At 60.6% G+C, this 20,718-nt stretch carries 20 protein-coding genes; 11 read left to right on the forward strand and 9 right to left on the reverse strand.

What is annotated here, in order from left to right; all coding sequences use genetic code 11:
• Window positions 1–4 precede the first annotated feature (4 nt).
• A complete protein-coding gene (locus KBW81_RS04210; protein WP_254248454.1) occupies window positions 5–1,960 on the reverse strand; it encodes a DNA gyrase/topoisomerase IV subunit B in 1,956 nt (651 codons plus the stop codon).
• An 82-nt stretch (window positions 1,961–2,042) separates the two neighbouring features.
• A complete protein-coding gene (locus KBW81_RS04215; RefSeq protein WP_254248455.1) occupies window positions 2,043–3,323 on the reverse strand; it encodes an alpha/beta hydrolase family protein in 1,281 nt (426 codons plus the stop codon).
• An 83-nt stretch (window positions 3,324–3,406) separates the two neighbouring features.
• On the opposite strand from KBW81_RS04215, the gene KBW81_RS04220 reads away from it, so the two are divergent.
• From KBW81_RS04220 to KBW81_RS04235, 4 genes are all read left to right on the forward strand, one after another.
• The gene (locus KBW81_RS04220; RefSeq protein ID WP_254248456.1) at window positions 3,407–4,357 is read left to right on the forward strand and encodes a D-2-hydroxyacid dehydrogenase family protein; all 951 of its coding nucleotides are present in this window, start codon (window positions 3,407–3,409) and stop codon (window positions 4,355–4,357) included.
• 14 nt (window positions 4,358–4,371) lie between these two features.
• Window positions 4,372–5,256 (forward strand): NAD-dependent epimerase/dehydratase family protein, encoded by an 885-nt coding sequence (locus KBW81_RS04225; RefSeq protein ID WP_254248457.1) that lies wholly within the window; start codon window positions 4,372–4,374, stop codon window positions 5,254–5,256.
• 150 nt (window positions 5,257–5,406) lie between these two features.
• The gene (locus KBW81_RS04230; RefSeq protein WP_090188068.1) at window positions 5,407–6,783 is read left to right on the forward strand and encodes an MATE family efflux transporter; all 1,377 of its coding nucleotides are present in this window, start codon (window positions 5,407–5,409) and stop codon (window positions 6,781–6,783) included.
• A 15-nt stretch (window positions 6,784–6,798) separates the two neighbouring features.
• Window positions 6,799–7,407 (forward strand): DedA family protein, encoded by a 609-nt coding sequence (locus KBW81_RS04235; protein WP_254248458.1) that lies wholly within the window; start codon window positions 6,799–6,801, stop codon window positions 7,405–7,407.
• Here the strand turns inward: KBW81_RS04235 and KBW81_RS04240 are convergent.
• On the reverse strand, window positions 7,404–7,829 hold the full coding sequence (locus KBW81_RS04240; protein ID WP_090188074.1) for a hypothetical protein: 426 nt from the start codon (window positions 7,827–7,829) through the stop codon (window positions 7,404–7,406). The two genes, KBW81_RS04235 and KBW81_RS04240, sit on opposite strands and share 4 nt — an antisense overlap.
• A 72-nt stretch (window positions 7,830–7,901) precedes the next feature.
• A complete protein-coding gene (locus KBW81_RS04245) occupies window positions 7,902–9,104 on the reverse strand; it encodes a pyridoxal phosphate-dependent aminotransferase (protein ID WP_090188077.1) in 1,203 nt (400 codons plus the stop codon).
• A gap of 81 nt (window positions 9,105–9,185) precedes the next feature.
• On the opposite strand from KBW81_RS04245, the gene KBW81_RS04250 reads away from it, so the two are divergent.
• From KBW81_RS04250 to KBW81_RS04260, 3 genes are all read left to right on the forward strand, one after another.
• A complete protein-coding gene (locus KBW81_RS04250) occupies window positions 9,186–9,575 on the forward strand; it encodes a helix-turn-helix domain-containing protein (protein ID WP_090188080.1) in 390 nt (129 codons plus the stop codon).
• Window positions 9,572–9,850 carry a succinate dehydrogenase assembly factor 2 gene (locus KBW81_RS04255; RefSeq protein ID WP_254248459.1) on the forward strand — a complete coding sequence of 93 codons (279 nt, stop codon included), beginning with the start codon at window positions 9,572–9,574 and terminating at the stop codon, window positions 9,848–9,850. Before KBW81_RS04250 ends, KBW81_RS04255 begins: the two co-directional genes overlap by 4 nt.
• Before the next feature lie 103 nt (window positions 9,851–9,953).
• Window positions 9,954–10,430 (forward strand): MarR family winged helix-turn-helix transcriptional regulator, encoded by a 477-nt coding sequence (locus KBW81_RS04260; RefSeq protein ID WP_392338353.1) that lies wholly within the window; start codon window positions 9,954–9,956, stop codon window positions 10,428–10,430.
• Here KBW81_RS04260 and KBW81_RS04265 read toward each other — a convergent pair.
• From KBW81_RS04265 to KBW81_RS04280, 4 genes are all read right to left on the reverse strand, one after another.
• Window positions 10,424–11,251 carry a DUF1194 domain-containing protein gene (locus KBW81_RS04265; RefSeq protein ID WP_254248461.1) on the reverse strand — a complete coding sequence of 276 codons (828 nt, stop codon included), beginning with the start codon at window positions 11,249–11,251 and terminating at the stop codon, window positions 10,424–10,426. The two genes, KBW81_RS04260 and KBW81_RS04265, sit on opposite strands and share 7 nt — an antisense overlap.
• Before the next feature lie 3 nt (window positions 11,252–11,254).
• The gene (locus tag KBW81_RS04270; protein ID WP_090188088.1) at window positions 11,255–11,683 is read right to left on the reverse strand and encodes a VOC family protein; all 429 of its coding nucleotides are present in this window, start codon (window positions 11,681–11,683) and stop codon (window positions 11,255–11,257) included.
• A gap of 71 nt (window positions 11,684–11,754) precedes the next feature.
• Complete coding sequence (locus tag KBW81_RS04275) at window positions 11,755–13,200, reverse strand: tetratricopeptide repeat protein (protein ID WP_254248462.1); 1,446 nt, start codon at window positions 13,198–13,200, stop codon at window positions 11,755–11,757.
• On the reverse strand, window positions 13,197–14,258 hold the full coding sequence (locus tag KBW81_RS04280; protein WP_254248463.1) for a hypothetical protein: 1,062 nt from the start codon (window positions 14,256–14,258) through the stop codon (window positions 13,197–13,199). Before KBW81_RS04280 ends, KBW81_RS04275 begins: the two co-directional genes overlap by 4 nt.
• Before the next feature lie 163 nt (window positions 14,259–14,421).
• Here KBW81_RS04280 and thyX point away from each other — a divergent pair, with 163 nt between their 5' ends.
• Both thyX and KBW81_RS04290 read left to right on the forward strand, forming a co-directional pair.
• Entirely contained in the window at window positions 14,422–15,342 is a 921-nt protein-coding gene (gene thyX, locus KBW81_RS04285) for an FAD-dependent thymidylate synthase (protein WP_090188095.1), read from the forward strand.
• 858 nt (window positions 15,343–16,200) lie between these two features.
• A complete protein-coding gene (locus KBW81_RS04290) occupies window positions 16,201–16,524 on the forward strand; it encodes an arsenate reductase family protein (protein ID WP_090188098.1) in 324 nt (107 codons plus the stop codon).
• 33 nt (window positions 16,525–16,557) lie between these two features.
• On the opposite strand, the gene thrS is transcribed toward KBW81_RS04290, so the two are convergent.
• Window positions 16,558–18,504: a threonine--tRNA ligase gene (thrS, locus tag KBW81_RS04295; protein WP_090188100.1), complete on the reverse strand. Its 1,947-nt coding sequence runs from the start codon at window positions 18,502–18,504 to the stop codon at window positions 16,558–16,560.
• A 150-nt stretch (window positions 18,505–18,654) separates the two neighbouring features.
• On the opposite strand from thrS, the gene KBW81_RS04300 reads away from it, so the two are divergent.
• Entirely contained in the window at window positions 18,655–19,935 is a 1,281-nt protein-coding gene (locus KBW81_RS04300) for an MFS transporter (protein WP_254248464.1), read from the forward strand.
• The gene (locus KBW81_RS04305; RefSeq protein ID WP_254248465.1) at window positions 19,928–20,674 is read left to right on the forward strand and encodes an alpha/beta hydrolase; all 747 of its coding nucleotides are present in this window, start codon (window positions 19,928–19,930) and stop codon (window positions 20,672–20,674) included. Before KBW81_RS04300 ends, KBW81_RS04305 begins: the two co-directional genes overlap by 8 nt.
• Window positions 20,675–20,718: the final 44 nt, after the last annotated feature.

Below are 20,718 nucleotides of genomic sequence, written 5' to 3' on the forward strand. Positions count from 1 at the left end.
TCACTCAAACATCCAACTCCTCCACAAACCGCGCATTCTCCTGAATATAGGCAAAGCGCAATTCCGGCTTTTTGCCCATCAGGCGCTCGACCAGATCGGCGGTCTCTCCGGGCTCTATGTCGGCCACGGTGACGCGGATCAGTTTGCGGGTGGCGGGGTCCATGGTGGTGGATTTCAGGTCGGCGGCGTCCATTTCGCCTAGACCCTTAAAGCGTTGCAGGTCGATCTTGCCCTTACCGCCTAGGCCCTTTTCCAGCATCTTGTTTTTCTCTGCTTCGTCAGAGACATAGATGCGTTTCGCGCCTTGGGTCAGGCGGTACAGCGGCGGGCAGGCCAGATACAGGTGGCCCGCGTCGATCAGCGGGCGCATCTGGGTAAAGAAGAATGTCATCAGCAAGGATGCGATATGCGCGCCGTCGACGTCGGCGTCGGTCATGATGATGATCTTGTCATAGCGCAGATCGTCCAGATTGAACCGCGTGCCCATGCCAACGCCAAGCGCTTCGCACAGGTCCGAAATCTCGGCGTTTGTGGTCAGCTTGTTGGACGCAGCGCCCAGCACGTTCAGGATCTTACCCTTCAGCGGCAGCAGCGCCTGCGTCTTGCGATCGCGCGCGCCCTTGCCGGACCCGCCAGCCGAGTCGCCCTCGACGATGAACAGCTCTGTGCCTTCGCGGGTCTTGTTGCTGCAGTCGGTCAGCTTGCCGGGCAGGCGCAGTTTCTTGGTCGCCGTCTTGCGGGCGGTTTCCTTTTCCTGCTTGCGGCGCATGCGTTCTTCGGCCCGCAGGACTAGGAAATCAAGGATCGCGCCGGCTGATTTCGTGTCCGCCGCCAGCCAGTTGTCAAAGTGGTCGCGCACAGCGGCGTCCACCATGCGCTGCGCGTCAACGGTGGCAAGGCGGTCCTTGGTCTGGCCGACGAATTCAGGCTCGCGGATAAAGCAGGACACCAGCGCACAGCCGCCAGCGGTCAGGTCCTCGCGGGTGATATTGCCCGCTTTGCGGTTGTTGGTCAGATCGCCGTAGGCCTTGATGCCCTTCAGGATCGCAGACCAAAAGCCGGCTTCGTGGGTGCCGCCCTCTGGCGTGGGGACGGTGTTACAATAGGACTGGATAAAGCCGTCGCGGGCGGGGGTCCAATTGATCGCCCATTCCACCTTGCCCGGCACGCCGAACTTTTCGGTAAAGCTGACGTTGCCCGCAAAGGGGGTGTCGGAATAGGTGGTGGACCCGCCCAGCGTTTCATTCAGGTAATCGGACAGGCCGCCGGGGAATTTGAACGTCGCGGTGGTGGGCGTTTCGCCGTCGTCGATGTCTGTCTTCCAGCGGATTTCGACACCGCTGAACAAGTAGGCCTTGGACCGCGCCATTTTGAACAGGCGGCCGGGTTTCAGTTGCAGCGGGCCAAAAATATCAGCGTCCGGGTGGAATGTGACCGATGTGCCGCGCCGGTTGGGGGCCGCGCCGATCTTTTCCAGCTTGCCCTGCGGGACGCCGCGCGAAAACTCCATCGCGAACAGCTCTTTGTTCTGCGCGACTTCGACCCGCAGGTGGTCGGACAGGGCGTTCACAACGGACGAGCCCACACCGTGCAGACCGCCGGATGTCGAATAGCTGTCGCCGGAAAACTTGCCGCCCGCGTTCAGCGTGCAGAACACGATTTCCAGCGCGGATTTGGTGGGATCCTTGGGGTGCGGCCCGATTGGGATACCGCGGCCGTTATCGCGCACGGTGACGTGGCCGTTGGCGTGCAGCTCGACCTCAATCCAGGTGGCGTGGCCGGCGACGGCCTCGTCCATAGAGTTGTCGATGATCTCTGCCACCATGTGGTGCAGGGCGCGGTCGTCCTTGCCGCCGATATACATACCGGGGCGCAGGCGGACGTGTTCCATGTCCTCCAGCACCTGAATGGACGAGGCATTATAAGAATCGGGGGAGCCCCCGGACAGGAGATCGGACATATGCGCTGCTCTTTTCACGGTTTGGCACATATTGGCAGGCGGGGCGGGGCGGGGCAATGCCTCGCCCCGCCCCAAGGCGCGGTTATTCCCCGGCAGGCTTGGATTCAAAGGTCAGGCCAACGGCGGTGCGGTTGGCAAAACCGGTCCAATAGGTGTTGTCTTGCGTCGGCGCGCCTGCGTCATCCACAGCCCAGACGCCGTCAGCGGCGTTTGGGGTCAGGTCGAAATATTCGGACATATCAGCGCCCTTCAGGTTCTGGTCGACCCAAGCGGTGACAAAGTGCTGCGCGATGTTGTTCATGCGCACGTTGTCCCAGACCGCGTCGCCATAGTGTTCGAACGGCGCCCAGCCGAGGGTTTCGTTAATGGCATAGCCTTCCTGGGGCGATGGCATCGGTGCACCGGCGTTGTGGTTGGCGTTCAGATAGGTCAGCAGGTGGCGGTCGCTGTTCACCGCCCCGTCAAAGATACCGCGGATCGCGTCATATTCGGACACATCGTCAACGCTGCCTGCAATCAGGAGCAGCGGCTTGTCGATGCCCGCCAAACCGTCCGCATCCCAGAACCCGCGGTTGTTACCCCAAGGTCCAAAGGCCGCAAACGCCTTGATCCGGTCGTCTTCAAGTTCCGCATGGGTGTCGCTGCCCATGACATTGCGTTCCAGCAGGCCCTGCGGCGGGGCGTAGTCGGATGACGTGATCGCCTCTGTCAGGCCAGCGCCCGCCAAAATCAGCGCGCCGTAGCCGCCCATCGAATAGCCGACGACGGCTGTATTGCTGGCGTCGGTGATTGCGCCCAGATCACCGTCCAGCGATTCCATGCTGTCGATCACGAATTTCTGGTCCCATGGGCGGTTATACAGGGTAGAGCCGAAATTCCCCATGTCGTCATAGTTGCTGTCGGTATGGTCGATGCTGGCGACGACATAGCCCTTGGACGCGAGGTTTTCACCCAAATGGCCCAACAGCCAGCGGTTGCCTGGATAGCCGTGGCTGATGATAACCAGCGGAAACGTCTCTCCGGTCAGGGCGGCGGCGTCGCGCACGGCTTGGCCCTGCAAGGTCACGTCGGTGCCATCGCGCATCATCGCCTGATAGCTGCCACCAGCGGCCGTGTCGGCGGCGGCGGGATACCAGATTTCAACCGTCAGGGGGCGGTCATAGGTCGGGATATCACCATCGGCTTGCGTCTGGGCGACATCGACCTGACCCATGTTGGTAAATGTCATGGTCTGAACGCCGACCTTGTAGTCGCCATATGCGGCAAGCGCGGGGGCGTCTGGGCGGATCACGTCGATCCGGTTTTCGGCGGCGGCTGGCAATGCGGCAAGGCTCATCAAGGCCATGGGCAGTATACGTTTCATGGTTTCTCCTCCACTTATGGTCCGGCTGCGTTGGCCATGCCGGATTACTACGCTAGGTAGAGCGGACTGGCGGAGGGGAAACAATGAAGATCGCGGTTTTAGATGATTATGCCCTAGCGTCACCTCGTCTGGCGGACTGGCCCGAGTTGGGCGATGTGACGGTGTTTCAGGATACCATTACGGGCACCGATCTGGTGGGCCGCCTACGGCCCTTCGATGTGATCTGCCTGATGCGCGAACGCACGCCCATGGGCGCGGACCTGATCGCACAACTGCCAAACCTGCGCCTGATCGTGACCAGCGGCCCGCGTAACGCCAGCATTGATCTGCCCGCGGCCGGCGCCGCCGGAATTACCGTCTGCGGCACCCAAAGCCGCAAGACGACGACGTCAGAGCTGACCACGCTCATGATGCTCGCCCTGAACCGCCGCCTCTTGCCAGAGGTCGCAAACCTGTCGTCAGGCGGCTGGCAAAGCGGCCTTGGCCGCGATGTGGCGGGGCTGACGCTGGGATTGATCGGGCTGGGCAATATCGGTGCGCAGATGGCGGTGATTGGCCGGGCGCTGGGGATGGATATCGTCGCTTGGTCGCCGAACTTGGCGCAGGCGCGTTGCACTGAACTTGGCGTCGCACGTGCAGAGAGCCTGACCGATCTGATGGCGCGGGCCGATGTTGCCTCTGTCCATATGGTGTTATCGGATCGCAGCAGGGGCCTTGTGGATGCGGCGGCTTTTGCGGCTGCTCAACAGGGACAGGTGTTCATTAATACCTCGCGCGGGGCGCTGGTCGACACCGGGGCCTTGCTAGACGGCCTGCGCGCTGGCAAACCTGCGATGGCTGGGCTTGACGTGTTTGACGTGGAACCCCTGCCGCTGGACGACCCCCTGCGCGACGCGGACCTTATCGCCTCTGGCCAGTTGCTGCTGACGCCCCACCTTGGCTACACCACAGAGGCGACGTTTCGCCTGTTCTATACCCAAACGGTCGAGGCGATCCGCGCCTATCAGGCCGGCACCCCGATCAGAGAATTGTAAGAAGGATGACCCCCATGCGTATCTTTTTCACCGGCGGCAGCGGCAAGGCCGGGCAATATGCGGTCAAGCATCTGCGTGATCTGGGCCACCTTGTCACCAACATTGACCTGGACGCCCCCGCCGATGGCCGCAGCCTGCGGGTCGACCTGGCGGATGCAGGGCAAGTCGCCAGCGCGATGCAGGCCTATGCGGATTTCGACGAACTCGACCCCGGCACCGGCGTGCCGCGCTATGACGCCGTCGTCCACTTTGCCGCCGTGCCGCGCATCATGATCGTCCCGGACAACGAAACGTTTCGCATCAACACCATGTCGACCTACAACGTGATCGACGCCGCCGTGAAGGCGGGCGTGCCTAAGATCATCTTTGCCAGCTCTGAAACAACCTACGGCGTGTGTTTCCATGATGGAGAGGTGAAGCCCGCCTATATCCCCATCGACGAAGACCACCCCACCGTGCCGCAGGATAGCTACGCGATGTCCAAGGTCGTGAACGAGGCGACGGCCCGCAGTTTTCAGGCGCGCTCCGGCACCGACATCTATGGGCTGCGCATTAACAACGTCATCGAACCCCATGAATATGAGGAAAATTTCCCCGACTTCATGGCGCACCCCGAAAAGCGCCGCCGCAATATCTTTGCCTATATCGACGCCCGCGATCTGGCGCAGATGGTGGAACGCTGCCTCGCCACGGACGGTCTGGGCTACGAGGTTTTTAACGTCTCCAACGACGACCTCAGCGTGGACCTGACCTCTGACGAGGTAATCGCGCGTTTTTATCAAGGCGTGCCAAAAACACGGCAAATGGGCGAAAACGAAACCTTCTATGCCAACGATAAAGCCAAACGCATGCTCGGCTTTGCCCCCAAACATAGCTGGCGCGACGTCTTGAAGTCCTAGCCGCACGTCCCCCGTTCTTCTGGTCAAAAATACCTCGGGGGGCCGCCGCAGGCGGTGGGGGGCTGGCCCCCCATACCTTCACCGCGCCCACAGCCTCCATCGCACGCACAGCGCTGGACCAACGCCCGAAACACGCCTAATCGAGTCCCCATGGATCAACCCGCCCACACCTACCCGCAACACATCCGCGCCGCGCTGAAACTCGCGCTGCCGCTGACGCTGTCGAACGTGGCGCAATTTGCGATCCACATGACTGATACGCTGATGCTGGGGTGGTACAACGTGACGGCTCTGGCTGCGGCGACGCTGGCAAGTAGCCTTTATTTCGTGATCTTCATCGTGGGCGCGGGCTTTGCGCAGGCGGTGACGCCTGTGGTCGCCTCTGCGGCAGAGGCGGGGGATATCACAACCGCCCGGCGCGCCACCCGCATGGCGGTGTGGCTGTCCATCATCTACGGCGTGATCGTTATGATCCCGTTTTTTGTGGCAGAGCCGATCTTGCTGGCCATGGGGCAAACACCTGCTGTCGCGGCAGAGGGGGCGGATTACCTCTGGATCATCGCGCTGGGCATGATCCCGGCGCTGATCGTCATGGTGCTCAAATCCTTCCTTGTCGCGCTGGAAATGACCGCGATGATCCTGTGGTCGACGGTGGTTGCGGCCGTGCTGAATATCGGGCTGAACTATGTGCTGATCTTCGGCAACTTTGGTGCGCCAGAGCTGGGGATTCAAGGCGCGGCCATTGCCTCTGTCACCATGCAAGTCGCCACCGTTCTTGTGCTGGGGGCCTACGTCCTGCGCCGCTTGCCCGACTATCAATTGATGCGCAATCCGCTGCGGCCTGACCCGCAGATCATGGGCCGCGTGTTCCGCCTTGGGGTGCCGATTGGCCTGACGTCATTGGCCGAGGGCGGGCTGTTCACCGCCTCTGCCATCATGATGGGCTGGATCGGAGAGATCCCGCTGGCGTCCCATGGTATTGCCCTTCAAATCACCAGCCTGACCTTCATGGTGCACATCGGGCTAAGCCAAGCTGCCACGGTGCGGGCCGGGCGCGCTGTTGGCCGCTCGGACGAAACAGCGCTGCGGCGCGGCGGGATTGCCGTGACCACGCTGTCGGGCATTTTCGTGGCCCTGACGATTGCCGTCTTTTTGACTGTGCCAGAGCCGCTGATCGCGATCTTTGTGGATGCGGATTCGCCTGTGCGGGCCGAAGTCATTACCCTTGGCGTCAGCCTTCTGGCCTTTGCGGCGTTGTTTCAGCTGGTCGATGCGGCGCAGGTTATGGCGCTGGGCCTGCTGCGCGGTATCCAAGATACTGCAATACCGATGATCATTGCGGCTGTCAGCTATTGGGTCATCGGTATTCCGACGGGATACTTGCTGGCCTTTACGCTGGGCTGGGGGCCGCAGGGGTTGTGGCTGGGGCTTGTTGTCGGTCTGGCGTTTGCAGCCGTGGCGCTGACGTCGCGGTTCTGGCGCAGGCGGTTCAAGCATCCGATGACCAGTGGAACCGCTACCCCTTAGGGTGTGTTGAGTTGCATGTTTGATTTCATCACCAACCTGATCGACACGATGGGCGCTTTTGGCGTCGGTATCGTGATGTTTTTGGAAAACGTGTTTCCGCCGATTCCGTCGGAACTGGTCATGCCGCTGGCAGGCTTTAACGCGGCGCAGGGCAGCGTATCGCTGCTGGCGGTGTTTGTCTGGGGCACCATCGGCACCGTGCTGGGCGCGTGGCTGTGGTACGAGGTGGGCCGCCGCCTTGGCCGTGCGCGGTTGCAGCGGTTCATCGGCAAATACGGTATCTGGCTGACGCTGAGCCAGGACGACGTGCAAAACGCAATCGAGTGGTTCGACCGTCACGACAAGGGGGCCACCTTTTTCGGGCGGATGATCCCGGGCGTGCGCACGATGATTTCTGTGCCTGCGGGTCTGGCAGAAATGTCGTTGCCCCGTTTCATGCTGTACACAACCGCAGGCAGTGCGCTGTGGAATCTGGCGCTGATTGCTGCGGGATATCTGTTGCAGTCGCAATATGACCGTGTGGTGGATTACCTGAACCCAGTCACAAACCTGATCCTTGCCGCTATCGCCGTCACCTATCTGTACCGCGTCGCGCGGCAGCTGATGCAGCGCCGCAAGGCTTAATCGTCGCCTGATTTCTTTTCATCTTCCGCCAACATGCGGTCCGCCTTTTTGCGTATCAGAACGGTGCGCAGGTCGTGCATCGCCAGCAGCAGGGCGTCGGTGACATCCTCTAGCTGGTCGTCAGAGGCTTTGGCCTGCACCCATTGCGTCGTGATGTTCAGGTAATCGACAGCCCGGTGGATATCGTCGATATCGCGCTGGGCCAGTAGGGCGACACGGTTGTTGAGCCACTCTTGAATGGCTTCGATATCCGCATCGGTCAGGCTGCGGTCGCCTTGCGGCTTCACCTCTCCGTTGCGGACATTGACGACGGCGATCTGGTCCATCTCGATCCGGCGCTGACGGTTTTCCGTGTCCACGCGGAACACGGCGGCCCCGTTTTCACGAATCCGAAAGTAATAGTCTGGAAGATCAGCGCCCATGCACGGTTGCCCCTTTTTGCGTCACGATAGCGGACCGCCCGGGGCGATCAAGCCCGCAGGCGGCGGCCATCATCAGGTGAGGCCCGCGCAGAACGTCTTGATCCGCCCGCAGGCATCCGCCAGCGCGCTATCGGCGGTGGCATAGCTGACGCGGAAATGCGGGGACAGGCCAAAGGCCGCGCCAAAGACGACAGCCACGCCGGTTTCGTCCAGCAACGCGGTGGCAAACGCCTCGTCCGTGTCGATCAAGGTGCCACCAGCGCTGGTCTTGCCGATGCAGTCCTTGATGGACGGATAGACATAAAACGCACCCTCTGGCCGGGGGCAGGTGATGCCCTCGCACGCGTTCAGCGCATCAACCACCAGATCGCGGCGGCGAATGAACATGTCGTTGTTGGGCTTCAGGAACTCTTGGGTGCCGTTCAGCGCCTCGACCGCGGCCCATTGGCTGATGGTGCAGGGGTTGGACGTGGACTGCGACTGCACCTTGCGCATCGCTTTGATCAAGGCTTCTGGCCCGGCGGCATAGCCGATGCGCCAGCCGGTCATGGCATAGGCTTTGCTGACGCCGTTGACCGTCAGGGTGCGGTCATACAGGCCCGGCTCGACCTCTGCTGGGGTGCAAAAGGTGAAAGCGCCGTAAGCCAGATGTTCATACATATCATCCGTCATCACCCAGACATGGGGATGCTTGAGCAGCACGTCGGTCAGGGCCTTTAGCTCGTCCCAGCTATAGCCTGCGCCAGTCGGGTTGGACGGCGAGTTGAACAGGAACCACTTGGTGCGCGGGGTGATCGCGGCCTCTAGCTGGTCTGCGGTGATTTTGTAGCCGCGCGACATTTCGCCTTCGATAAACACAGGCGTGCCACCGCCCAGCAAAACCATATCGGGATAGCTGACCCAATAGGGGGCGGGGATGATGACTTCGTCGCCGGGGTTCAGCGTCGCCATAAAGGCGTTATACAGCACCTGTTTGCCGCCTGTCCCGACGCTGACCTGCGCGGGGGCATAGGACAGGTTGTTGTCGCGCTTGAACTTGGCGCAGATCGCCTGCTTTAGCTCTGGAATGCCATCGACAGCGGTGTATTTCGTCTTGCCGTCTTTGATCGCCTGCGTCGCGGCGGCCTTGATGTTGGCGGGCGTGTCGAAATCCGGCTCTCCTGCGCCAAGGCCGATGATATCGCGGCCCTGCGCCTTTAGTTCTGCAGCGCGGGTGGTGACGGCGATAGTGGGGGATGGTTTGACGCGGTCTAGGGTCGCAGACAGAAAGGTCATCAGGGGCATCCTGTGGTCAAGTGGCGTTGTCTGTGTCATAGGATGATGACCTAAGTTCACGCAAGCGATCAGAAGGTTTATATGCCCGATTCAGATTGGTACAGCGACGAAGCAGCAACCTTTGGCGACCGCCTGACAGCGGCGCGCGAAGCTGCAGATTTAACCGTTGACGGTTTGGCCACCCGGCTGGGCGTCAAGGTGTCCACCCTTGCAGGGTGGGAACAGGACGTAAAAGAACCCCGCGCCAACAGGCTGCAAATGCTGGCAGGTATGCTGGGCGTCAGCCTGACATGGCTACTGACAGGGCAGGGCGACGGTCTACTGCCGCCGAGCGATGACACGCCGGCAGATACGGATGCCCGCGCCTTGCTGGCTGAACTGCGCGATTTGCGCCTGTCGATGGCTGCTAGCGCGGACCGGCTGGCGCGGCTAGAAAAGCGGCTGCGTGAAAAGCTAAAGGACGACAAATGACCGAGACTGTTGAAATTGCGCGCAAGCGCCTGATCATGCGGTCCATGCGCCGCGGCATCAAGGAAATGGACCTGATCCTGTCCGATTTCGCCAGCCGCGCGCTACGCGGCTATGACGCGGACCAGCTGGCCTTGTACGAGGCGTTGTTGGATGAAAGCGATCTGGACATTTATCACTGGGTCAGCGGCCAAAGCGGAGCGCCTGACAGATTTGCGCCGCTGGTTAGCGAAATTTCAGCTGGTGCAACTGGGTTGACACGACCGCACGCAACTTAACGAAATTTTTGATAATTTGGTGCAGGCTCCGTTTCAGACAGCTGGAACGGAGACTGCAATGACCTTGCACGCCAAACTGAACACGAAAACCGATGACAGCACGATGTCACCGGCCAACGCGGCCTTTATGGCGACCTATCTGGATTCGCTTTTGTTGGTTGAACGCCTGCACCGCTTGCTGCTGGACGTGATCAAGGACGAATTTGAACGGATGGGGGTGCTGGAAATCAACCCTGTGCAGGCGCTGCTGCTGTTCAACGTCGGCGAAAACGAGGTGACGGCAGGGGAATTGAAATCCCGAGGCTATTACCAAGGCAGCAATGTCAGCTATAACCTCAAAAAGCTCGTCGATAACGGCTATATGCACCACGAACGGTCCGAAATTGACCGACGATCTGTGCGTGTGCGCCTGACCCAAAAAGGGCGGGAAATCCGGCAGATTGTGTCGACCCTATTTGCGACCCATGCCGAAGGATTGCTGTCGCGCGGGGTCGTGGATCAGCAAGGGATCGAAGATATCACAGGATCGCTGCGCCGGGTGGAACGGTATTGGACCGAACAGATCCGCTATATCTATTGACGGGCATCCGACAGCGCGAGGCTTTGCAGCTCTCGTAGCAGTTTGCGTTCCATCGCGGCGGCGTAGTTTTCAAAGCCAAGCGCCGTTTCGACAAAAGCGCCGGGTCCGCGAATGACGTAGGCGCGGAAATACGCGGATAGTTCTGTGATATCCGCAATGCTGTCGTCTTGGCCGGGGTGTTGGTTTGGTGCGATGGTCAATCCATTCACAGTCACACCCTGCGGCGTGCGGCTGGCGGGGATGTCTTGTGGACGCGGCCCGGTATTTGCAATGCCGTCGCCGGACAGATCCAGCGTACGGGTCCAGCAATCTGCCTGCATGTCCAGCATGGCAAATCCCGTCAGCAGGGCAGAGCCAAGTGCGGTGGTCTGGTCCTGAATACTGCGCGGGGCGGCCCGGATGCGTTGCCGGGCTGCGGTCAGGTCATCGGCATTCGCAATTGTCGTCCACGGCAGAATGACAGTCTGGGCGGTTGGACCGCTCCATTCAAACACGGTCAGCCGGATGGGTGCGCTGGACTGTTGCAGGATGGCGCGGGCGACGTCATCGGTGCCCAAGGCCTGCGCCAGTCCCTGCCGTTGTAGATCATATTCGCGCGTATCGACCGAGCCTGAGATATCAAGCCCCAGCGCCAGAGCCTGACGGCAAGCGGCATTCGCTGCCGGGGCAGTCAGCAAAAGGGCAGTGATAACGCCCGCTAGGGCGATCCCTGCGCGGTGAATATCGCTGCCCCTGTGATAAGAAATATCAGCTTGGGCTGGCAGGCCTGTGACAACGACGCCGAATGCGCCACCGCCTTCAGACCTGCCAGCCCGCGCCATGACTTACCAGTGACCGGTGTTTTGCATGCTCGCCCAAGGTTCAGCCGGGGCCAATGCATCGCCTTTTTGCAGCAGCTCGACCGAGATGTTATCGGGAGAGCGCACAAACGCCATGTTGCCGTCGCGCGGCGGGCGGTTGATCGTGATGCCGTTGTCCATCAGGTGCTGGCACAGCGCGTAAATGTCGTCGGTTTCATAGGCGAGGTGGCCAAAGTGGCGGCTGTCAGACGGCAGCGCATCGTCGCCGTCCCAGTTATACGTCAGCTCGACCGGGCAATCCTCGTCACCCTCGGCCGCCATGAAAATCAGCGAAAAGCGACCGCCTTCGTCGTCGCGGCGCTTGGTTTCTTTCAGACCCAGCAGGTTAAAGAACGCCATCGTCTTTTCCAGGTCTTTCACGCGGACCATGGTGTGCAGATATTTCAAGGACATTGCTGTCATTCCTTTATCGAGGTGTATCTGCGCCCAGACCTAGCATGCAGGTCGCCGCCGCCAAGTCGCAATCAGAACGCAGAGCGCAGATCCATTCCGACGGTGGCATATTCCGTGTCAAACCGCTCTGCCGCAGAGAAGGTGCGGCCAACGCCCAAGGTTACGACCGGGCTGAAACCATAGTATTCGACGTTGTCAAACTGCGCCGCCACCTGTGCGTTCACGCTGCGATCGCGCCGGGTTCCGTCGACATAAATGGATTCGCCGTAGTTGCGTTCTTCCAGCTGTAGGCCAAAGCCGAATTTCACGTCCATGATCGGCTTAGCCAGATCAAGTCCTGCGCTGACCCGCCACGCCGTAAAATCATTTTCGGCGCTGTCGGAACTGCTGATACGGCGCGCAACGCCAAGGCTGACAAGATTGCCAGAGGGCTGCAGGGTCGAATAATTGATACCAGCGCCGTAATTCAAGATGTCCGGATCAACGATTGGGCTGCCGAAAGCGTCTGTCCGGTCCCCGCGCGCTGACTGATTTTTACGTCCAAATCCATCCAGACGCACCTGATCCGTCTGGCTTAGACGAAAGGTATGCGAAATGGACGGGGCAATGAACCGCTGATATGGCTCGCCGCCATACCACGATTTTCCGACCTGTAACGTGACTGTCGTCGGACGCGCGCCGGCCTTCAAAATCCGTTTTTGAATGAGGCTGAATGACGCCTCTGTATAGGAAAAATCGCTACCGCTGCGGGGCAGGTCGCTGGGGTCGGTAAAGCTTGCGTCGATATCGCGCTGCAAGGCGTCCTTGGCCGACTGACCCAGGGCATAGGTAGTGGTGCGCAAATCAAATCCAAGGGACAATTGCGCACGCTCTGTTTCAAGCGCGCGATAACGCGCGGACACGGCAGCATCGAATTGGACGCCGGACAGCGGCTTGGCGGACTCGCTCAGCACGGTCACGAAGGGGCCGATCGTCGCGGTGTCAGAGCGAGAGCCGTTATTGATGTTATTCGACGGGGACGCGCCGAATTCTAGGTTGAACGACAGCGGATTACGATTGCGCAAAAATGCGTAGTCTTGCGCAACCGACTGCGCGCCGGACGCAGATGGCGCGGCCTGCCGGGCGCGGCGCAGCCAGAACTGGGCGCGCGTGTCGTGCCCTTGGCTCGCATGGGCCCGCGCCGCAAGCCGCGCTGCAACATAGCGCGAGGTGTCGTCACCAGCAGCGCGGTATCCGCGCTGCGCCAGACCTGTCGCCTGTGCCGGCTGCCCTTGATCCAAGGCAGCCTGCGCGCCAAGTATCAGGGCGGCGGGGTCGCGCGCGTCGCGTGTCAAAAGCGCATTTAGGATCTGCGCCGCGTCCGATGGCCGCCCGGCGTTCAGCAGTTGCTGCGCAAGGACACGCATGTCGTCGGCCGTCATGCTGACGGCCTCGTCCGAACTCGTTTGCGCCACGCCCATCACCGGCGCAGCCATCAATATCACGGCCGCAGCGGCGATGGATTTCAGAGTGATCATCGGTAAAGGATCGCTCCGCCTGTTTCCTGAGCAGTGATACCCTCGTAGCGCGGGTCCGTCGATTCGATCGTGATGATGCCGACAATCTCTCCGCCGTCGCCGCGTGTGGCATCGCCTGCCAAGACGCCGTAAAATGTCCCTGATTCGTAAGTCTCAGGCGCGCCGCTGTCGTTGAGCCGCGTGTTGACGACTTCGCTGGTGATTTCACCATTCTCATTCAATGACGGTGAACCTTCTTGGATGACCCAGTTGATGTTCGGCAGCAGCAGCTGGCCGTCGGCTGTACGCAACGCGACGGCGGTGCCATCTTGATTGATTGCGCGCCGATCTGTGATCTGACCTTTGACGGCATCATTCGCGTTGAAATCGTCAAAGTCGAAGTCCATCGACATGTTGCCAGTGGTATATTCCAGACCAGTGGCGTTATCAAATACGCGCAATCCGGCATACTGGCCAGAAAATGTCGCCTGACCTTCGGTTGGGATCACAACGCCGCCATTGCGTTCGTAAACATAGCCGCCAAAGCCATATTCCCGGTAGCCGCCGGTACGCACGATGGCAAAGCTTGTGCGCGGCTCGCCGTCGACCTGATTGTCGCTGACGCCGTAGAGTGCGCGATAAGGGATGATTTGCTCAACGGGCTTGCCGGTTAGGGTATCTTCTACCACTTCGTCAGCGGCAAAAACCCGCGTCACACCCAAGGTGTTCAGCGGTGCATCAACACGCTGATAGGTGTTCGCGCCGTCAAAGCCGAGGTTGTCGACCGTAAAGGTATCGTTAGCCGCGTCGTATGACACATCCGTCACCAAACCGCCGCCTTTGTCGTTACGATCCTCGTAACGGAAAATTCCGTTGTCGGGCGATGGCGCATCGGTGCCGGGCAGGGGCGGTGTTGCACCGTCGGTGTCGATATCGCCGCCATCGCCATCGGTATCCGTCGGATCCGTCGTATCTGTGGTATCCGTCGGGTCAGTGCCGTTCTCGTCGAACAAGGGCTGACCATCGCCGCAGGCTGCAAGCAGTGCAAGCAGCGAGCTTGCGAGAGTTAAACGGATCATGGAATCGTCCTTTGGAATGGCTTTAATTTGAACTTTACTGTCCGGGGCTGACAGCGCTGAGTCAATGCGCGCCGCCATATCGCCGCCGGTTTGTTCACCACTTATGGAGGTTTTGCCACGCCCCGCCTAAAGTGCAGCGATTCGCGATAAAAGGACGATCCCCATGCCCGTGACCCCGGACCAACAGGCCGAAATCGATGCCCTGCGCGCCAGCCCCCGCCAGACGTTGCGGGCCGTGTCCGACGGCGCGGAAAAGCATTTGTACACAGCGCACCCCGTGCTGGATCACGGTTTTGTCCGGCTGATCGACTATATGGGCGACGATGCCGCGATCTGTCAGGCCGCCCGTGTGTCATACGGCAAAGGCACCAAATCCGTGCAGAACGACGAAGGGCTGATCCGCTATTTGATGCGGCATTGGCACAGCACACCGTTCGAGATGTGCGAGATTAAGCTGCACGTCAAACTGCCCGTCTTTGTCGCGCGGCAGTGGATCCGTCACCGGACGGCGAATGTGAACGAATATTCTGCGCGGTATTCGATTCTTGATCGTGAATTCTACATGCCTGATCCGTCCCAATTGGCGGCGCAAAGCACCATCAACAATCAGGGTAGGGGCGCCAGCCTGACACCCGATGAATCCGCGCGGGTGCTGGACATCCTTAAGGGGGACGCCGCGCAAACCTATGATCACTATGCGGAAATGATCGCCGAAGAAGGTCCCGACGGCACCCCAAAGCAGGGCCTTGCCCGCGAGCTTGCCCGCATGAACCTGCCCGCGAACATCTATACCCAGTGGTACTGGAAGGTGGACTTGCACAACCTGTTCCACTTTTTGCGCCTGCGCGCCGACGCCCACGCCCAATACGAAATTCGGGTCTATGCCGACGTGATTTGCAACATCGTCGCCGACTGGGTCCCCGCCGCTTACGGTGCCTTTGCCGACTACCGTCTGGGCGGGGCCGTGCTGTCCGCCAAGGGACTGGCCTGTCTGCAGCGCATGCTGAAGGGCGAGGAGGTCACGCAAGAGACCTCTGGCATGAGCAAGGGCGAATGGCGGGAGTTTCAGGGCGTCTTGGCGTAATCTCAGCGCTTCGATCCTCTTGATCGCCTGACGTTTGGTCGGTGCTATCGTCGACGACACTCGTTTGAACTGCGCTTTGCTAATGTCGCATGCCGGGAATTTCCGGCATGCGACCTGTGGCGCAGATGTGTAACCCCTTTAAGTTGTCCGGAATTGGTCGAATCGAGACGATTCTGGCAGGGGAATTTGGCTGCGCACGCGTGCTGGACTTGGATCGTTTGAGGCAAAAAATAGCCTTAATTGTGCAACGATATCTGGTTAATGACGCTACGTCCGAACCATGCCTTGGCGTGTTTGAGCGCTGATATAAAACGATTTTTCAGGAAATTAACACTTTTCGGGGAAATCTTGCCCCGTGTTCCCATAGTGCGCTTTGCCCGTATCCGATAATTTTGCCTTAGAAATGACAAACGCCTTGGGGGTCAAAATGCACGCTACAAAATGTTCGACCGCAACTTCTAGTTTTCCAGAAATCCAGATGGCTATTCTGGACCGTCTGTCTCAGCAAGCCGACCGGTTGGCGGCACCGCCACAGAAGACGAAAGCAAATATTTTGCACCGCTGGACGCGTTTGCTGTCTTGGTAATGTGATGATGCGCACCCAGCTCCGGTTTTAAACCGTCGAGTTTGGGATGGTCTGCCAACCTAGCGCAAATCACCACCCGTTGTTTACGATTAGCCAGTTTTCAGAGTGCTTTAAAGCCCGCACGGCATCCGCCGGAGCGGGCTTTATCGTGCGAATTGAGCCCTTGCGCTCTTGGCAGGCCGCGCGGCAAGTGGCTCTTGATTATTCTCGTGCTATGTCAAATGTCACGCGCGTCAGTCTTGTTTTGTCAAAGCCATAAGGTGTTACCCACTATGAAGGTTTTTAGCCTCAAATCCTGCGATACCTGCAAAAAAGCGATCAAAGCGTTGCGGGACGCGGGCCATGATCCGCAGATCATCGACGTGCGTGCCGACGGGCTGACGGACGCTGACCGCGCGGCGATCATCGGTCAGTTCGGTGATGCAGCGATTAACAAATCGTCAACCACTTGGCGAAACTTAGAGGAGGGGGAGAAGGCGCAGCCTGTGGCCAGTCTGCTGACCCTGTATCCGACGCTGATGAAGCGTCCGGTGATCCAGAACGGCGATGTTTGGACAATTGGCTGGAAGGCAGACGCGCAAGCCGCGCATCTGTAAGGCGGCCCACCTTTCGGCAGGCCGCCCAAGTGTTTAGCGCAGGTCCGGCGCGGTCGCGGACAACGCCAGCTCTGCCACGATCTCGTCCAGCGCCATGACTTTCGTCTGCTGTTCGCCCAAGCGGCGGACAGAGGCGGTGCGCTCTTCAACCTCGCGGCCGCCCAGCGCCAGAATGATCGGCACCTTGCCGACAGAGTGTTCGCGGACCTTGTAGTTGATCTTCTCGTTACGAGTGTCCGCCTCGGCGCGGATGCCTTTGGCGCGCAGGGCCGCGACGACTTCCATGGCATAGTCGTCGGCGTCGGACACGATGGTGGCCACGACAACCTGACGTGGGGCCAGCCAGAATGGCAGCTTGCCGGCGTGTTCCTCGATCAAGATGCCGATGAAACGTTCAAAGCTGCCCAGCACGGCGCGGTGCAGCATCACAGGGCGATGCTTGTCGCCGTCGGCGGCGACATAGTTGGCGTCCAGACGTTCGGGCAAGTTGGGGTCGACCTGCAATGTGCCGCACTGCCATTCACGGCCAATTGCGTCGGTCAGCGTGAATTCCAGCTTGGGGCCATAGAATGCACCTTCGCCGGGCAGCAGTTCAAACCCGTAGCCAGCGGCCTTGCAGGCGTCGCCCAGCGCAGCCTCGACCCGGTCCCAGCTTTCGTCGCTGCCGATCCGCTTTTCAGGGCGGGTGGACAGTTTGATCGTCCAGTTCGTAAACCCAAGGTCGGCGTAGACCGAGGCGAGCAGTTTGATGAACTTTTCGGTTTCCGCCACGATCTGGTCGTCGGTGCAAAAAATGTGGGCGTCGTCCTGCGTAAAGCCGCGCACGCGCATGATGCCGTGCAGCGCGCCCGACGGCTCGTAGCGGTTGCACGATCCGAATTCGGCCATGCGCAGCGGTAGGTCGCGGTAGGATTTCAGGCCTTGGTTAAAGATCTGCACGTGGCAAGGGCAGTTCATCGGCTTAAGCGCATTGACTGTCTTTTCGCGGGCGTGATCCTCGTCGACTTCGACGATGAACATGTGGTCCTGATAGTTGTCCCAGTGGCCGGATTTTTCCCACAGCACGCGGTTCACGACCTGCGGGGTGTTGACCTCGACGTAGCCGTCAGCGCGCTGCTTGCGGCGCATGTAGTCCTGCAGTTCGGTGTAGATCGTCCAGCCGTTCGGGTGCCAGAACACCTGACCGGGGGCCTCTTCCTGCATGTGATACAGGTCCATCTCGCGACCCAGCTTGCGGTGGTCGCGCTTTGCGGCTTCCTCTAGCATGTGCAGGTGGGCCTTCAGGTCCTCTTTGTTGGTGAAGGCGGTGCCGTAGATGCGTTGCAGCATGGCGCGGTCACTGTCGCCGCGCCAATAGGCACCGGCGATGGACATCAGCTTAAAGCAGTCGCCGGGGACTTGGCCGGTGTTCTGCAGGTGCGGGCCGCGGCACAGGTCCTGCCAGTCGCCGTGCCAATACATGCGCAGCGGCTCGTCGCCGGGAATGCTCTCGATCAGCTCGACCTTATAAGGTTCGCCGCGGTCTTGGTAATACTGGATCGCCTTGGGGCGGTCCCAGATTTCCGTGCGCACATCATCACGCTTGTTGATGATTTCCTTCATCTTTTTCTCGATGGTCGCAAGGTCTTCTGGTGTGAAGGGCTCCTTGCGGTCAAAGTCGTAATACCAGCCATCCTTGATCACCGGGCCGATGGTGACCTGCGTGTCAGGCCAGATTTCCTGCACGGCGCGGGCCATGATGTGGGCCAGGTCATGGCGTACCAGTTCCAGCGCGGGAACAGCGTCTTTCATTGTGTTGATGGCGATAGAGCTGTCGGCGTCAATGGGCCACTGCAGGTCATAGTGCTGACCGTTCACAGTCGCGGAAATCGCCTTTTTGCGCAGGGACGACGAAATATCCGCCGCGACATCGCCAGCGGTGACGCCAGCATCATAGCTGCGCGCATTGCCATCGGGAAAAGTAAGGGTGATCTGGGCCATTATGCTGGCTCCTCATCGGTTTGGCGCCCACGGAACGCCCGGTTGCGGGATATGTGTGGCGCTTAGATGCCGTTTGGTGCGCGCGGGGTCAAGAGGCTGGCGTGTGCGCGGTTTGCGGTTAAGTTTGCGGCGCCAAAGCAGGGAAGCGTCATGCCGCAAGATTTTGCCAAAACCGTCTTTAACCGCGTAACGCGGGATGCAGGTGCCAGCGGTGGTTTGGACAAGGACGCGCAGCAGGCCGAGCCGGGCAATTTTCTGCGTCATATCGCGGCGCTGTCGGGCAGCAAGCTGGCGGACGGGTTGATCGACCCCAAGCTGGTGCTGTCGTGGCTGCTGACACATTTGGGGGCGGGATCGTTCTGGGTTGGCCTGCTGGTGCCCGTGCGCGAAAGCGGCGCGTTGCTGCCGCAGCTTTTTACGACGCCCTATATTGCGGCCTCGCCCTATCGCAAATGGTTCTGGGCGGGCGGATCGGCGGTGCAGGGCCTCTGCGCTGGCGGGATCGCGGTGGCGGGGCTCACGCTGCAAGGCGCAGTGGCCGGGGCGGTGATCGTCACGCTGCTGGGCGTGCTCGCGCTGGCGCGGTCGGTCTGTTCGGCCAGCTATAAGGACGTGCTGGGCAAAACCGTGGGCAAGTCCCGGCGGGGCACGGCCACAGGCTTTGCCAGCTCTGCTGCCGCTGTCGGTGTCATCGCCTTTGCACTGGTACTGCTGCTGGACCTTGGCGATCGCGCGGTCATCGTGATCGCTGCGCTGCTGCTGGCGACGGCGGTCTGGCTGATTGCCGCGGCGGTGATGGCGGGGCTCAAAGAGCCGCGTTCCCAGCCAGAGGATGCAAGTGGCATCGGGTTGCGCCAGTTCCGTCTGTTGCGCACCGATCCACAGCTGTTGCGTTTTATCGCAGTGCGCAGCCTGTTGGTCGGCACCGCGCTTGCGCCGCCGTATTTCCTGCTGCTGCGCCCTGATAGCGCGCTGAACCAACTTGGGGCGCTGGTCCTTGCCTCGGCCACTGCGGCGCTGGTGTCGAGCTATGTTTGGGGGCGCTTGTCAGACCAGTCGTCGCGCAAGGTGTTGATGTATGCGGGGATCGCGGGCGGGGCGGTGCTGTCGGCGGTTGTCGCGCTGACGCAGGTAGGGTGGATAGCCGTGCCGGGCGTGATCCCCGTGGCGCTGTTTGGCCTGATGATCGCCTACCAAGGCGTCAGGATCGGCCGGTCCACGCATCTGGTCGACATGGCGGATGAAGGCGACCGCGCGCCCTATACCGCGCTGTCGAACACCATCGTCGGGCTGGTTCTGCTGGTCGCGGGCGGTCTGTTCGCGGCCGTGGGGGCGGCGTCGGTGCCCCTTGTCATTGCCCTGTTCGCCGTGATGTGTTGGGGTGCGGCGGGACTGGCCGCAGGATTGAAAGAGGTGCAGGCCGATGCCTAACATGTTGAAAACACCGCAGGGGCGGCAGATCGCTTATCGCCACACGCCCGGGCAGGGGCCGACGATTGTGTTTCTGGGCGGGTTCAAATCCGACATGGGCGGCACCAAGGCTGTGCACCTAGAGGCATGGGCGCAGGCACAAGGCCGCGCGTTCTTGCGGTTCGACTATTCCGGCCACGGCGAAAGCAGCGAAGCTTTTACCGACGGGGCCATCGGCGATTGGTTCGCGGATGCCCGCGCGGCGCTGGACATGATCAAGGGGCCGCTGGTGCTGGTCGGCTCCAGCATGGGCGGCTGGATTTCCCTGCTTTGCGCAAGGGCGATGCCGGAACGGATCGCGGGGCTGGTCACGATCGCCGCAGCCCCTGATTTCACCGAGGACAGCATGTGGGCCAGCTTTGACGCCAGCCAGCGCGAAGCCCTGTTGGCCGACGGCCAGATCGCGCTGCCGTCAGAGTATGGCGATCCTTACATCATCACCCGTCGCCTGATCGAGGATGGCCGCGATCAACTGGTCTTGCGCAGCCCGCTGGACCTGCCGTTCCCGGTGCGGTTTCTGCAGGGGACAGCCGATCTGGACGTGGATGTTAGCGTCGCGCTGCGGCTGATGGATCATGTCACGGGGGACGATGTGCGGCTGACTTTGGTCAAAGGCGCAGACCACCGTTTTTCCGACCCAGACTGTCTGGACATGATAACAGCTGCGGTGACGCAACTGTTGGACCGCGCCGCTGACTGATCTGCCGCAACGTCTTGCTTTGGATTAGGCCACGCCGCCACTAG

This window comes from Loktanella salsilacus (assembly GCF_024206795.1).
Taxonomy (GTDB): Bacteria; Pseudomonadota; Alphaproteobacteria; order Rhodobacterales; family Rhodobacteraceae; genus Loktanella; species Loktanella salsilacus.